Source organism: Pararhizobium sp. (assembly GCF_965279435.1).
In the GTDB taxonomy this organism is placed as follows: domain Bacteria; phylum Pseudomonadota; class Alphaproteobacteria; order Rhizobiales; family Rhizobiaceae; genus Pararhizobium.
Genome location: NZ_CBDIHY010000003.1, coordinates 3,342,923 through 3,357,346, shown reverse-complemented (window position 1 = coordinate 3,357,346; position 14,424 = coordinate 3,342,923). Strand labels below are relative to the sequence as shown.

Annotated in this window: 15 protein-coding genes; 6 read left to right on the top strand and 9 right to left on the bottom strand. The window is 58.2% G+C overall.

Annotated elements, in window-relative coordinates:
• Positions 1-53: 53 nt before the first annotated feature.
• The 8 genes from ACQY8Q_RS22095 to ACQY8Q_RS22060 all read right to left on the bottom strand — a co-directional run bounded on the left by ACQY8Q_RS22095 (position 54) and on the right by ACQY8Q_RS22060 (position 6,957).
• Positions 54-425 carry an AzlD domain-containing protein gene (locus ACQY8Q_RS22095; RefSeq protein ID WP_428428524.1) on the bottom strand — a complete coding sequence of 124 codons (372 nt, stop codon included), beginning with the start codon at positions 423-425 and terminating at the stop codon, positions 54-56.
• On the bottom strand, positions 395-1,132 hold the full coding sequence (locus ACQY8Q_RS22090; protein ID WP_428429846.1) for an AzlC family ABC transporter permease: 738 nt from the start codon (positions 1,130-1,132) through the stop codon (positions 395-397). The genes ACQY8Q_RS22095 and ACQY8Q_RS22090 overlap by 31 nt, the downstream gene beginning before the upstream one ends.
• 81 nt (positions 1,133-1,213) lie before the next feature.
• Positions 1,214-3,742, bottom strand: a complete 2,529-nt coding sequence (clpA, locus tag ACQY8Q_RS22085) for an ATP-dependent Clp protease ATP-binding subunit ClpA (protein WP_428428522.1) — start codon at positions 3,740-3,742, stop codon at positions 1,214-1,216.
• A gap of 9 nt (positions 3,743-3,751) precedes the next feature.
• On the bottom strand, positions 3,752-4,105 hold the full coding sequence (gene clpS, locus ACQY8Q_RS22080) for an ATP-dependent Clp protease adapter ClpS (protein ID WP_113550285.1): 354 nt from the start codon (positions 4,103-4,105) through the stop codon (positions 3,752-3,754).
• 252 nt (positions 4,106-4,357) lie between these two features.
• A complete protein-coding gene (locus ACQY8Q_RS22075; RefSeq protein ID WP_428428521.1) occupies positions 4,358-4,711 on the bottom strand; it encodes a phasin family protein in 354 nt (117 codons plus the stop codon).
• 231 nt (positions 4,712-4,942) lie between these two features.
• Positions 4,943-5,146, bottom strand: coding sequence for a DUF3126 family protein (locus ACQY8Q_RS22070; protein ID WP_113243556.1), 204 nt, complete (start codon positions 5,144-5,146; stop codon positions 4,943-4,945).
• A gap of 95 nt (positions 5,147-5,241) precedes the next feature.
• Entirely contained in the window at positions 5,242-6,069 is an 828-nt protein-coding gene (gene cysE, locus ACQY8Q_RS22065) for a serine O-acetyltransferase (protein WP_426126172.1), read from the bottom strand.
• 102 nt (positions 6,070-6,171) lie between these two features.
• Positions 6,172-6,957 (bottom strand): alpha/beta fold hydrolase, encoded by a 786-nt coding sequence (locus ACQY8Q_RS22060; protein ID WP_428428520.1) that lies wholly within the window; start codon positions 6,955-6,957, stop codon positions 6,172-6,174.
• A 164-nt stretch (positions 6,958-7,121) separates the two neighbouring features.
• On the opposite strand from ACQY8Q_RS22060, the gene ACQY8Q_RS22055 reads away from it, so the two are divergent.
• Entirely contained in the window at positions 7,122-7,367 is a 246-nt protein-coding gene (locus ACQY8Q_RS22055) for a zinc-finger domain-containing protein (protein WP_037100916.1), read from the top strand.
• Between the two features lie 18 nt (positions 7,368-7,385).
• Positions 7,386-8,546: an FAD-dependent monooxygenase gene (locus ACQY8Q_RS22050; RefSeq protein ID WP_428428519.1), complete on the top strand. Its 1,161-nt coding sequence runs from the start codon at positions 7,386-7,388 to the stop codon at positions 8,544-8,546.
• Positions 8,547-8,549: 3 nt separating this feature from the next.
• On the opposite strand, the gene ACQY8Q_RS22045 is transcribed toward ACQY8Q_RS22050, so the two are convergent.
• Positions 8,550-9,740 (bottom strand): cystathionine beta-lyase, encoded by a 1,191-nt coding sequence (locus ACQY8Q_RS22045; protein WP_428428517.1) that lies wholly within the window; start codon positions 9,738-9,740, stop codon positions 8,550-8,552.
• Positions 9,741-10,086: 346 nt separating this feature from the next.
• Between ACQY8Q_RS22045 and ACQY8Q_RS22040 the strand changes: the two genes are divergently transcribed.
• The 4 genes from ACQY8Q_RS22040 (at position 10,087) to ACQY8Q_RS22025 (ending at position 14,359) form a co-directional block, all read left to right on the top strand.
• Complete coding sequence (locus tag ACQY8Q_RS22040; RefSeq protein ID WP_428428516.1) at positions 10,087-11,112, top strand: amino acid ABC transporter substrate-binding protein; 1,026 nt, start codon at positions 10,087-10,089, stop codon at positions 11,110-11,112.
• A gap of 96 nt (positions 11,113-11,208) precedes the next feature.
• Entirely contained in the window at positions 11,209-12,402 is a 1,194-nt protein-coding gene (locus ACQY8Q_RS22035) for an amino acid ABC transporter permease (RefSeq protein ID WP_428428514.1), read from the top strand.
• A 4-nt stretch (positions 12,403-12,406) separates the two neighbouring features.
• Positions 12,407-13,564, top strand: coding sequence for an amino acid ABC transporter permease (locus tag ACQY8Q_RS22030; RefSeq protein ID WP_428428512.1), 1,158 nt, complete (start codon positions 12,407-12,409; stop codon positions 13,562-13,564).
• 18 nt (positions 13,565-13,582) lie between these two features.
• Positions 13,583-14,359, top strand: coding sequence for an amino acid ABC transporter ATP-binding protein (locus ACQY8Q_RS22025; RefSeq protein ID WP_113243548.1), 777 nt, complete (start codon positions 13,583-13,585; stop codon positions 14,357-14,359).
• Positions 14,360-14,424: the final 65 nt, after the last annotated feature.

Genomic DNA, 14,424 nt, shown 5'->3' with positions numbered 1-14,424 from the left:
GGTAATTTATCTAGCCCCGCTTAAAAATTGGATAAGCGTCCCGGTTGAGACCTTCAAAATCCAAGCCACCACAGACCAATTGCCAGCACGGCGATGGCCGTGGCAATGCCGATCGCCGGTTTCTGACGTCCGATAAAGAAGGCCAAGGCCCCAGCCGCGATCGATCCCAGCCTCAACCAAAGCGGCGACTGTTCAAGGATGCCAGTCGGATAGAGGATCAGCTTGGCAATGACGGCTGCCACCAGTGCGGTTGCGACTGCCCTCACCCAATTCAAGACTTCGGAATCTTCACGTAAGCGGTTCCCGGCGAGAACACCGAGCCAGCGCCAGAGATCTGTTGCCAGCCAGCCGGCAACAGCGATGAACACGTAGGGCCACCAGCCTTCAAGCGTTGTCATGCACGGACCTCCCCGCGCTTGCGCCATTGGCGCTCGGCGAGCCACGCCAACGTCCCTCCACCAACACCGGCCAGCAGAATGTCGAACTGAGGCGCAAGCCAGTAGAAGAATGGCCCCGTCGCCAGACCGATGACCAACGCCACGTAGATCACCGGATGACGCGCCGAGCTCCAGATCGACCCCAGAAAATAGACCGGCGTCAGGAAGAACAGGCAGCCAGCGACAATCGGCGGAAACTCGCTGACATACCGGTAGACAGTGGCTACTAGAACCATATTGACGACAACAAGAGTAATGCCGAAGCCGGCGAAAAACGTGACGCGATGCTCGCGCGGCACCGCGTGAACCCGCTCCATCGCAAACACCCAGGCGGTGATCGCCACAAAATGCGACAGGAACAGCAGCAGCCAAGTCGGGGTTTTTTCGGTACGAATCTCCGGGACGAGAGCTGCGACCATCGGCATCAGCCGGATGGAAGACAGGGTCACCGCGATGAAGGCAGCCAGCAAATTAGCACCGCCGAGGATCGAGCTGACGAGGATAACATTGGCTGGCAGCGCCCAGACGGCACCGACCATAAACACCACCTGTTCGACAGGAATGCCGGCCTGGGCGGTAAAGGCGCAAAAGCCGACGAAAGACAACATCAGCATCATTGCCGGCAGGCTGCAAATGCCCCGCATGCCCGCCAGGAACCATGTCCGCCCGGAGCCGATCGCCTGGCCATCATCCATAAGTAGATCCGTGAGTTCATTGCCACAAAAAAAACGGTGCCGGACGATCAGGTCCGGCACCGTGTCTCTATTCAGGACGCGTTATTTCTTGCGCGGCACCTTTGGTACCGTGCTTCCCTTGCGCGGTGGCTCTGGTGGTTCGGCCGCCTTGGCGTGGACCGGTTCGTCAGCCTTGGCGGCTTTCGCAGCCTTTTTCGGCTTGGCGGGCGCGTCAGTTTCTGCTCCGACGCTTTCCAGCTCCTTCGGCTTCGCGGCCTTCGACGCCTTTTTTACGGGCGTCAGCACCTCTGCCTTTGGCTTGATCCGCGCGGTCTCTGCCACGTAATCAAGCAGCAGGCCCTTGGTGCCATCCGGCTTGGTCCCGACCGTCACCTTGACGACGCCACCCTTCTTCAGCTTGCCGAAGAGGATTTCGTCGGCCAGCGGCTTCTTGATGTGTTCCTGGATGACGCGTGCCAGCGGCCGTGCACCCATCTTTTCATCATAGCCCTTGTCAGACAACCAAGCGATCGCTTCCGGCTGCAGGTCGAAGGTGACGTTACGTTCGGCCAGCTGGGTTTCCAGCTGCATGACGAACTTCTGCACCACCTGGTGAATGACCGGCGTCGGCAGCGAAGCGAACGGAATGACCGCATCGAGACGGTTGCGGAATTCCGGCGTGAACAGGCGGTTCAACGCCTCCACGTCGTCACCCTCGCGTTTTGCGGACCCAAAGCCGAACGCGGCCTTGGCCATCTCGGACGCACCCGCATTGGTCGTCATGATCAGGATGACGTTGCGGAAGTCGATCTTCTTGCCGTTATGGTCGGTCAGCGAGCCGTGATCCATGACCTGCAACAGGATGTTGAAGAGGTCCGGATGCGCCTTTTCGATTTCGTCGAGTAGCAGCACCGAATGTGGATGCTGGTCGATGCCATCGGTCAACAGGCCACCCTGATCAAAGCCGACATAGCCGGGAGGTGCCCCGAGCAGACGCGAGACGGTATGGCGCTCCATATATTCCGACATGTCGAAACGAAGGAGTTCGACGCCGAGCGACGCTGCCAGTTGCTTGGCGACTTCGGTCTTGCCGACACCGGTCGGGCCGGAAAAGACGTAGGAGCCGATCGGCTTGTTCGGTTCGCGCAAGCCGGCACGGGCGAGCTTGATCGCCGACGCAAGCGCCTCGATTGCCAGGTCCTGACCGTAGACGACAGAACGCAGTTCCTTTTCCAGATTGGCGAGAACAGCCTCGTCGTCCTTGGAAACGGATTTTGGCGGGATGCGGGCCATCGTTGCGATCGTCGCTTCGATTTCCTTTTCCGTGATCAGCTTGCGCCGCTTGCTGACGGGCAGCAGCATCTGGGCCGCACCGGTCTCGTCGATCACGTCGATCGCCTTGTCCGGCAGCTTGCGGTCATTGATGTAGCGGGCCGACAGCTCGACGGCCGACTTGATCGCCTCATTCGAGTATTTCAGCTTGTGATAGTCCTCGAAATACGGCTTCAGGCCCTTCATGATTTCGATGGCATCGTCGATTGTCGGTTCGCTGACGTCGATCTTCTGGAACCGGCGCACGAGCGCGCGATCCTTTTCGAAGAACTGGCGATATTCCTTGTAAGTGGTCGAGCCGATGCAGCGGATCGCCCCCGAGGACAGCGCCGGCTTCAACAGGTTGGACGCGTCCATGGCACCGCCAGACGTTGCACCAGCACCGATGACGGTGTGGATTTCGTCGATGAACAGCACGGCGCCCGGATATTCTTCCAGTTCCTTCACAACCTGCTTCAGACGCTCTTCGAAGTCACCACGATAGCGGGTGCCGGCGAGCAGCGTGCCCATGTCGAGCGAGAAGATCGTGGCGTCCTGCAACGCTTCAGGAACCTTCTTCTCGACGATGCGCTTGGCCAGACCTTCGGCGATCGCCGTCTTGCCGACGCCGGGGTCACCAACGTAAAGCGGGTTGTTCTTGGAACGGCGGCAGAGAATCTGGATCGTCCGGTTGACTTCGGCATGGCGGCCGATCAGCGGATCGATCTTGCCGACCTTGGCCTTCTCGTTGAGATTGACGCAATAGGCCGTCAACGCATCCTGCTGCTTCTTCGGGCTGCTTTCATCCTGCTCGCGTGATGCCTTCTGTTCGGATTCCGGCTCGTCAGCGCCACGCGGGGCGCGGGCCTCGGACGCACCGGGCCGCTTGCCAATGCCATGCGAGATGAAATTGACGGCGTCGTAACGCGTCATCTCCTGCTCCTGCAGGAAATAGGCAGCATGGCTCTCGCGTTCAGCAAAGATCGCGACAAGCACGTTGGCGCCGGTCACTTCCTCGCGTCCGGACGACTGGACATGGATCACCGCGCGCTGGATGACGCGCTGGAAACCGGCCGTCGGCTTGGAATCCTCGTCGTAACCCGTCACCAGGTTACCAAGTTCATTATCGACATAATCGGAGACCGTCTTGCGCAGCGCGTCGAGATTGACGTTGCACGCGCCCATGACAGCCGCCGCATCGGCATCGTCGATCAATGCCAACAGGAGGTGCTCCAGGGTCGCATATTCGTGATGGCGCTCATTGGCCAGCGTCAGAGCCTGGTGCAGGGCTTTTTCAAGGCTTGTTGAAAATGTTGGCACGTCAGTTCCTCATTTCTTTTCCATGACGCATTGCAGCGGATGCTGATGCTCGCGGGCAAAATCCATCACCTGCGTCACTTTGGTTTCGGCAACTTCGTAGGTGAAAACACCGCATTCACCCACGCCGTGATTGTGAACATGCAGCATGATCAGAGTTGCCGCTTCGCGGTCCTTCTGGAAAAAACGCTCCAGAATATGGATCACGAATTCCATAGGCGTATAGTCGTCGTTCAGAAGCAGGACGCGATAAAGGCTCGGCTTCTTGGTCTTCGGCTGTGTCCGAGTGATGACGGACGTACCACGGTTGGCGTTGCCCCCATCCCCGTCGCTGTCTTGTTGCATCCGGACCGGCATGGCGATCATTCTACTTCATTCCCTTGTCCAGCCGCAAATGCTTGGGAGAAATTTGCGACCTGTTCGTGACACTTAATCTAGTGGTTCTTTTTCAGATTTTAAGGCTGTTCGTCTGCACTGCAATCACATTTGCACCGTCAAGCACAAGATTGACCAACTTTCTTCAGGCCGCCTATCGCCAATCTGCCAGATAGACAACAAAAAACCGGCCGCAGAAAGCGCAGCCGGTTATTCAGTACTTTAAAGTCGGGGATTGGCGCCTTAAGCGGCGACCGCGGCCTTGGCAGCGGCTGTTGCCTTGGCAACCGGCGCTTCGTACGGCTTGTAGGCGTCCTTGGCGAGGTCGGCATACATTTCACCGATCTTGGTGGCTTCGGTGACGTAGCCTTCGTAGGCAGTCTTCACGTAGCTCGTCTGCAGCTCGAAAGCGGCTTCGACGCTCTTGACGGTGCTGATCTTCTCGATGTGGGCAACGCTGTCTTCAAAAGCCTTCTTGGAGTAGTCGGCAGTTTCGGTGGCGATTGCCTGGAAAGCCTTCGTCAACGACGCATAGCTTTTCAACAGCGTATCCAGGTTCTCTTTGCTTTTCTTATTCGCATCTTCGAAATTGAACATCAGGCTGCTCCTTTTGTGACGCTCGCAATGACAACAATTTATGTGCGCCGCACAATAAAGTCAATGTATGCGTGCGCCGCAATAAAACGCTTTGATTGCAACACCTTGATGAATAGCGGCCAAATGGGACGGTTTTCTGCGAAGAAATAAACAAAAAGTATGATTTTATCAAAAAACCCGGCCTGAAGATCAGGGCCGGGTCAAATTCATGTGTTCAACCGAAGATGGCGTTTACAGGTCGATATCGAGAATAGCCATCGAGAAGCTATAGGACAGTTCGCCGTCTTCCTCGTCGCGGAAAACCACGCCCAGAAACTCGTCGCCCAAGTAAACCTCGGCGGATTCATCCTTCTTCGGGCGCGCCTTGATGACCATTGCCTGGTTGAAAGTGCGCTTGAAATAGGCTTCGAGCTTTTTGATTTCTTCGGGCTTCAAGTCTTTTCTCCATGACGGTTGATTTGCGCCGCTTCTCGCACAGAGGCTCAATCGGTGTAAACCCCTGGCGGGTCGCCAAGCGGCAAATCGCCGGTTCAGATCTCGAAGGAAACCAGCAGCTGATCCATTGAACGGGAGGGTTCCGAGCAGCCGGCCTCGCCGACGACACGGGCCGGAACACCGGCGACCGTGGTCTTGGAAGGAACCTCCTTGAGCACGACGGAGCCTGCGGCCACCCGGGAGCAATTTCCGATGTGGATATTGCCGAGAATTTTTGCGCCGGCGCCGATCAGCACGCCATTGCCGATCTTTGGATGACGGTCGCTGCCCTCCTTGCCGGTGCCGCCGAGCGTCACACCGTGCAGAATGGAGACGTTGTCGCCGATAACAGCGGTTTCGCCAACAACAAGACCGGTCGCGTGATCAAGGAAAATGCCCTTGCCGATACGCGCCGCCGGGTTGATGTCGGTCTGGAAGACAGAGGAGGAGCGGCTTTGCAGATAGAGCGCAAAATCACGGCGTCCGCGGTTCATCAGCCAATGCGCCAGACGGTGGGTCTGGATGGCGTGAAACCCCTTGAAATACAGGATTGCCTCGAGAAAACGGGTGCAGGCCGGATCACGGTCGTAAACGGCCTGGATGTCGACCCGCAGGATGCTGCCCCACTCCGGCCAATCCTCGAGCATCTCGGAAAAGGTCTGGCGCAGGAGATTGGCCTGAAGATCGGGATGATCGAGGCGCTCGCAGATCCGGTAGATAACGCTGTCTTCAAGGGAGCGCTGATTGATGATGGTGGAATAGAGGAAAGCCGCAAGCAAGGGATCCTGCTGGGCAGCGATCCGCGCTTCCTCCTGCAGACTATCCCAGATCGGATCCATGATCTTCACGGTTTCGGTCGGGCGTATGTCAGTCCTGGCGACCATCGCCACTCTCCTTCGTAGTCCGTCTGTCCGTCAGGTATAGGCTAAATTACACTGGATATAAATGGCCGCCCGGAAATAGACGCTCAAAACGCTTGTTGGGCGTTACGCTTGCCCGACCTTGGCCCAAAACTCAAGCGCCGCCTTCTTGAAGACCCTGTCGCCAACGGCAAGCATATGATCGCGGCCCGGAATATCCAGCGCAATCGCATCCGGAATAAGGGCGGCCAGTTCCTGCGGCGAGCCGGCAATGTCATCCTTGGTCCCGACGGCAATCAACACCGGCACATCGATGCGGCCCATATCCTCGACCGAAAGCAGGTCTCGCGAAGTCGAGATACAGGCGGCGAGCGCCTTGCGGTCGCTTTTCGTCTGGTCGGCAAAGGCGCGAAACATCCGTCCCCGCTCATGGGTGACCACATCGAGAGACGGCGCGTTCAGCGCGTCGGCAATCGGATCCCAGTCGCCGACGCCGGTTACCATGCCGATACCAAGCCCACCGAGAACGAGCGAGCGCACGCGGTTCGGATGCGCCAGCGTCAGGAAAGTGGAAATGCGGGCGCCCATCGAGTAACCCATCACATGGGCCTCGGCGATACCGAGATGATCGAGCAGCGCCACGGCATCGCCCGCCATTGCCGGCGGGTGATAGACCTTCGGATCATGCGGCTTGTCGCTGGCACCATGGCCGCGATTGTCGAGCGCAATCACCCGGTATCCCGCATCGCCCAGCGTCTTCAGCCAGCCCGGATAGACCCAGTTCACATTGGCGCTGGAGGCAAATCCATGGATCAGCAGGATCGTATCGCCGGACGGATCGCCTTCGTCGAAATAGGCGATCGACAGGCCATCATGGGTGAAAGTTGAAAAGGCGGGTGGGTTCAGATCCATGGCATGCGTCCTGTTTTGAGCGAACCTATGACACGGGCAGCCCCGGGAAAACCCCGGCACGCCAAAAAACCCGCAGGCGCGGCATCTTTGCCGCTACACTTTTGACGCAAAGCTTTCTATGGTGCGGCCAAATTCGACTATTCTTCTACACGACGGAGCATGACATGGCCGGGCACGGTATTCCCCACTTTCAAAACGATGGCGGCCACGCGGTCATCGAGGTCGGCGTCAAGGAATTTATGTGCACGGGCGCATCCGTTCCCTTCGATCACCCGCACATCTATATCGACATGGGTGATGACAACGAAAAAGTCTGTTCCTACTGCTCGACGCTGTACCGATACAATGCCAAGCTCCATGCGGATCAGACGGTCCCGGACGGCTGTACGTTCAATGCAAAGGCGGCCTGAGCGGCAAACGCTCCCGGCATGAACAGGCACCAGCCCGTTGCGATCGTTGGTGCCGGCATAGCCGGCCTGACGGCAGCCCTCAGTTTTGCCCGCAAGGGTATTTCCAGTGAGATCTTCGAACGGACGGCGGTCCTCAATGAGGCCGGTGCCGGGCTGCAGCTATCCCCCAATGCGACACGTATCCTGACGAAGCTCGGACTGCTCCCGCAGCTGCAAACCGTGTGGAGCGAACCGCAGGCGATTACTCTCGTCGACGGCGTGTCGCTGAAACCCCTCGCATCCGTGCCATCAGGCGAATTCGCCCGCAATCGGTGGAGCGCGCCCTACGGTGTTCTCCACCGGGCCGACCTCCAAAAGATACTGATTGATGCAGTCAGGGCTAATCCACTGTGCCGCCTTCATCTCGGCGTAGAGATTGATGAGACAGCACGACACGGCATCGCGCAGATAACCGGCAACGAGCCGCGTATCCTCATCGGAGCCGATGGTGTCTGGTCGAAAGCCAGGCAACGGATAGAAGGTGCGGGAACGGCGGCCTTTTCCGGCAATGTCGCCTGGCGCTTCACGCTCAGTGAGACTGAGGCTCCGGCATTTTTCGACACCACCAAAGTCAGCGCCTTTCTTGGCAGCGGTTCACATCTCGTCGTCTACCCGATGCAGCGCGCACGCAGTTTCAATGTGGTAGCGATCACCAGTGGTGCCGATCCCGGGAAATCGTGGGACAACACCCTGCCCCCGGAGATTAGCCGGCAGCGATTACTGGAAGCTTTTTCCGGATGGCATGCTCAGATCATCGATCTTCTGCGGCATGTGGTGGAGCCAACAGTGTGGCCACTTTATCAGGTGAATGACGGCGCCTGGAACCAGGGCGAAAACGTTGTCCTGATCGGCGACGCAGCCCATGCGATGATGCCGTTTGCCGCGCAGGGCGCGGCGATGGCAATCGAGGATGCGTTCGAGCTTGCGTCCTTCTTGACCGCTGGAAAGCCGCTTTCCGCCTTTGCCGATCACCGCAAAACCCGCATTGCGCGCGTCCGCTCACGCGGTGCCTTCAATCGTTTTGCCTATCACGCCCGTGGCCCCGTGCGACTCGGGCGTGATCTGGTTCTGTCGCTGCGGCGGCCCGAAAGTCTGGCCGCCGATTTCGACTGGCTCTATGGATACGAGCCGAAGGACTGACGATCAGACGGCTTTTGCCGCCGCGAAACCCGCCTCGATATCCTTGCGCAGGTCGACAACATCCTCAAGCCCGATCTGCAGCCGGATGACCGGACCTTCCGTCGGCGCCTTGCTGATCTTACGGTCGGAAAGACCGACGTGAACAGCAAGGCTTTCAAAACCGCCCCAGGACCAGCCGAGCCCGAAAATCGACAGCGCGTCGAGAAAGGCATGCGCCTTCGGCCTGAACTGTTCCGCGCCGCCCACCTTCAGAACAAACGAAAAGATGCCGCTTGATCCGGTAAAATCGCGCTTCCACAACTCGTGGCCGGGAAAGCTTGGCAGCGCCGGATGCAGGACGCGGGCAACATCGTCGCGTTCTTCCAGCCAGCGGGCGATGTTGAGCGTGCTTTCCTGATGGCGCTCAAGACGGATGCCCATGGTGCGCAGACCGCGCAAAATCTGGTAGCTGTCATCAGGTGCACCACAAAGACCAAGGGCGCCATGCGTCTCCAGCAATTGCTCCCAATGGGTCGCATTGGCCGAGACTGTGCCCATCAGAATATCGGAATGACCGGACGGGTACTTGGTCGCCGCGTGGATCGATATGTCGACGCCGTGATCCAGCGGTTTGAAATAGAGCGGCGTTGCCCACGTATTGTCCATCGTCACCACGCAACCATGGCGATGCGCGACAGCCGAGATGGCGCGGATATCCTGCATTTCGAATGTGTTGGAGCCCGGGGCTTCGGTGTGAACGAGCTTGGTGTTCGGCTTGATCAGGCTTTCGATACCAGCGCCAACCATTGGATCGTAATACTCGACGGTAACGCCAAGCCTCTTCAGCATCGTGTCGCAGAAATGCCGGGTGGGAAAATAGACCGAATCGACGATCAGCGCATGATCACCGGCCGACAGAAAAGCCAGGAAAGGTATGGCGACGGCGGCCAGCCCCGATGGCACAAGCACAGTCCCCGCCGAACCTTCCAGCGCATCGATCGCTTCGCACAACGCATCGGTCGTCGGTGTTCCGCGCGTGCCATAGGTGTATTTCTGCGACTTGGTTTCCATGGTTTTTGCATTTGGAAACAACACCGTAGACGCGTGCACCACAGGCGGATTGACGAAACCATGAAAGTCGGAGGGCGAATTGCCGATATGCGACAGCCGGGTGTTCACGCCGGCGCCGGCGAGGAAATCATTCTTTTCAGTCATGGGGTAACGTCCGCTTGTGAAATTGCATGTCCGGACACTTTTCCGCCCGCGCGGCCGGGGGGTCAAGGGACTTCCGTTGCGGCACTCCGGCACAAGGGTGGAAAACTCAGTTTCTGGCGAATTTTTAAACAAAAAAGTGCATCAAACGGTCAAAAACTGCCTAAACATGTGGCGCAATCAACGTTTCTGGCAGTGCGGCCCGGAAAATCGGCAACGTGTCTTGACCCTGCGCTGTTTTGAGCATGAGATAGACGGTACTCGCGCCAGGAGGGTGGCGGGGGCCGTAGCTGCATCCAAGCGCAGCTGTCCGGGGACAAGAACAAAGACAACAGAAAAAGGTTCTAAAATGGCTAAAAGAATTCTGACAGCGCTTATCGGCGCTGCCGTCATGGGGATTGGCGCTCAGGCTGCATCGGCAACGACGCTCGGCGACGTCAAGGCGAAGGGTTTCCTTCAATGCGGCGTCAACACCGGCCTGACCGGCTTTGCCTCCCCCGACGCATCCGGCAACTGGAGCGGCTTCGACGTCGATTATTGCAAGGCGATTGCCGCCGCAATCTTCGGCGACCCGACCAAAGTCAAGTACACCCCGACATCTGCCAAGGACCGCTTCCCGGCGCTGCAGTCCGGCGAAGTCGATGTTCTCGCCCGTAACACGACCTGGACGATCAACCGCGACACAGCGCTCGGCTTCAACTTCCGTGCGGTCAATTATTATGACGGCCAGGGCTTCATGGTCCGCAAGTCGCTGAACGTGAAGTCGGCGCTTGAACTGTCCGGCGCTGCCGTCTGCGTCCAGACCGGCACGACGACCGAACTGAACCTCGCCGACTACTTCAAGGCCAACAACCTCCAGTACAACCCGGTTGTTTTCGAAAAGCTTGAAGAAGTGAACGCCGCCTATGACGCCGGCCGTTGCGACGTCTACACGACCGACCAGTCGGGCCTGTATTCGCTGCGCCTGACACTGGCTGCTCCGGACGATCACATCATCCTGCCGGAAATCATTTCCAAGGAGCCGCTTGGACTGGCCGTACGCCAGGGTGACGACCAGTGGTTTGACATTGTCAGCTGGGTTCACTACGCGCTTGTCGGTGCGGAAGACTTCGGCATCACTTCGGCCAACGTCGAGGAAATGAAGAAGTCGACCAACCCGGACATCCAGCGCTTCCTTGGCGTTGAGGCAGACACCAAGATCGGTACTGACCTCGGCCTCGAAAACGATTGGGCAGTGAAGATCATCAAGGCCGTAGGTAACTACGGCGAAGTGTTCGACCGCAACATCGGTGCGGGCAGCCCGTTGAAGATCGAACGCGGCCTGAACGCGCTGTGGAGCAAGGGCGGCATCCAGTACGCACCGCCGGTGCGCTAAGACTATACGACACTTGGGAAAGCGGCTCCGGCCGCTTTCCTTCCCAAAAATAAGAATCGCTCGAAACAGGGTGATCAGGGGATTAAGAGGCTCTACATGACGATCGACGCCACGATTCCGCCCGGTAAGGACAAGCCGGCCGGTTCAATTTTAAACGATCCCAAGGTTCGCGGTTTTATTTACCAAGCCGTGACGCTGCTGTTGCTGATTGCTTTCATCTACTGGGTCGCGATGAATACCAGTGAAAACCTGAAGCGTGCCAACATTGCTTCCGGTTACGGTTTTCTCAACGGACGTGCCGGTTTCGATGTCGGCCAGTCATTGATCGCTTACTCCAGCGATTCAACCTACGGCCGCGCGCTTGTCGTCGGTTTCCTCAATACCATTCTTGTCGCCGTTGCAGGCATTATCACGGCAACGATCATCGGCTTTCTGGTCGGCATTGGCCGGCTGTCGAAGAACTGGCTGATTGCCAAGCTGTCGATGGTCTATGTCGAAATATTCCGCAACATCCCGCCGCTGCTGGTCATTTTCTTCTGGTATTCAGGCGTTCTCGCGGTTCTACCGCAGCCCAAGGAATCGCTGGCTCTGCCGCTGGATATGTATATCAACAATCGTGGTCTCGCCTTCCCGCGGCCGGTCTTCGATAGCGGTTCGCATTTTATTCTTTTTGCCTTTGTCATCGCGGCGATCGGCAGCTTTCTCTTTTCCCGATATGCGAACAAGAAGCAGATGGAGACAGGCAAACGCCCGCCCGTGCTTTGGCCGGTGCTCGGCCTGTTGATCGGGCTTCCTCTGTTGACCTATTTTGCAACGGGTATGCCGATTTCTTTCGACGTGCCGGTTGCGGGCAAGTTCAACCTGACCGGTGGCTCCGTCATCGGCCCGGAATTCCTGTCGCTGTTTCTAGCGCTTTCCTTCTACACGGCGTCCTTTATCGCCGAAATCGTCCGCGCGGGTATTCGCGGCGTCAGCCATGGCCAATCGGAAGCAGCGCATGCGCTCGGTGTCCGGCCGGGGCTCACCACCCGGCTCGTGGTTGTGCCACAGGCCATGCGGATCATCATCCCGCCACTGACCAGCCAGTATCTCAACCTGACGAAGAACTCGTCGCTCGCGATCGCCATTGGTTATTCAGACCTGGTATCGACCGGCGGCACCATCCTCAACCAGACCGGCCAAGCCATCGAAATCGTCAGCATCTGGATCGTCGTCTATCTGACGCTCAGCCTGTCGACGTCGGCGATCATGAACTGGTTCAACGCCAAGATGGCACTGGTGGAGAGATAAGATCATGAACACACATCAGACCAACTTCGTCCGCACCAGCATGCTCGAGCAATCGACACCCCCGGTATTGGAGAAAGGCTATATCGCCTGGATCCGGAAAAACCTCCTGGCCACGCCGCTGGACGCGGTCCTGACCATCATGGCCATCCTGGCGCTTGCCTGGTTCCTGCCTCCAGCAATCAGATGGCTGTTCATCGACGCTTCCTGGACCGGAGGCGGACGCGGCGTTTGCGCAACGGCTGCTCAAGGCGGCTCGCAACCGGAAGGCTGGAGTGGCGCCTGCTGGGCCTTTGTCGGCGCAAAATTCGACGTGTTCATGTTCGGACGTTATCCGATCGATGAACGCTGGCGTCCGATGCTGGTGGGTGCCCTCTTCATCGCGCTTTTGGTGCCGATCCTGATCCCGAGGATTCCGTACAAGGGCCTCAACGCCATCCTGCTTTTCGGCGTTCTGCCGGTCCTGTCGTTCTTCATCCTGATCGGCGGCGTTCTGGGCCTTCCCTATGTGGAAACGCCGCTTTGGGGCGGCCTGATGGTCACGCTAATCCTGTCCTTCGTCGGCATTGCCGTATCGCTGCCGCTTGGCATCGTTTTGGCACTCGGCCGGCGATCGACAATGCCGGTCATCCGTCTGCTCTGCACCACCTTCATCGAGATCGTCCGCGGTATTCCATTGATCACGGTGCTGTTCATGGCCAGCGTCATGCTGCCCTTGTTCCTGCCGCAAGGCATGACGGTCGACAAGTTTCTAAGAGCCGTGATCGGTGTTTCGCTGTTTGCTTCTGCCTATATGGCCGAAGTGGTGCGTGGCGGCCTGCAGGCCATTCCCAAGGGACAGGCGGAAGGTGCTGATTCGCTCGGCTTGAGCTATTGGCATAAGATGCGGCTGATTATTCTGCCGCAGGCGTTGAAACTGGTCATTCCAGGCATCGTCAACACCTTCATCGGCCTGTTCAAGGATACGTCGCTGGTGTCGATCATCGGCATGTTCGACCTGCTCGGCATCGTCCGGCAGAACTTTTCGGACGCCAACTGGGCATCGCCGGTCACACCGCTATCCGGTCTTGTTTTTGCCGGATTCACTTTCTGGCTTTTCTGCTTCGGCATGTCGCGCTATTCAGGGTTCATGGAACGAAAGCTCGACAAGGGCCACAAACGATAACGAGTGAGGGGAAATAAAATGGCAGCTGAAGCCAAACCGCTAAAAATCGAAGTGTCGTCCACGGACGTCGCCGTCGAAATCGTCGGCATGAACAAGTGGTATGGAGACTTCCACGTTCTGCGCGATATCAATCTCAAGGTCATGCGCGGCGAGCGCATCGTCGTTGCCGGCCCGTCGGGTTCCGGCAAGTCGACGATGATCCGCTGCATCAACCGTCTGGAAGAGCACCAGAAGGGCAAGATCGCCGTTGACGGCATCGAGCTGACCAACGACCTGAAGAAGATCGATGAAGTGCGCCGCGAAGTCGGCATGGTGTTCCAGCACTTCAATCTCTTTCCGCACCTGACGATCCTGGAGAACTGCACGCTGGCACCGATCTGGGTCCGCAAGATGCCGAAGAAGCAGGCGGAAGAAGTCGCCATGCACTTCCTCAAGCGCGTCAAGATCCCCGAGCAGGCCCACAAATATCCGGGCCAGCTCTCCGGTGGTCAGCAGCAGCGTGTGGCAATCGCCCGGTCGCTGTGCATGAACCCGCGTGTCATGCTGTTCGATGAGCCGACCTCGGCGCTCGATCCGGAAATGATCAAGGAAGTGCTCGACACCATGGTCGGCCTTGCCGAAGAGGGCATGACGATGATCTGCGTTACCCACGAAATGGGCTTTGCGCGTCAGGTCGCCAACCGCGTCATCTTCATGGACCAGGGCCAGATCGTCGAACAGAACGAACCGGCTGCGTTCTTCGACAACCCGCAGCACGAGCGTACAAAGTTGTTCCTCAGCCAGATCCTGCACTGAGGCCAAGCGGTCCCCAGCATTGAATCAGAGAGGCCCGCAGCATTCACTGCGGGCCTCTCTGCTTT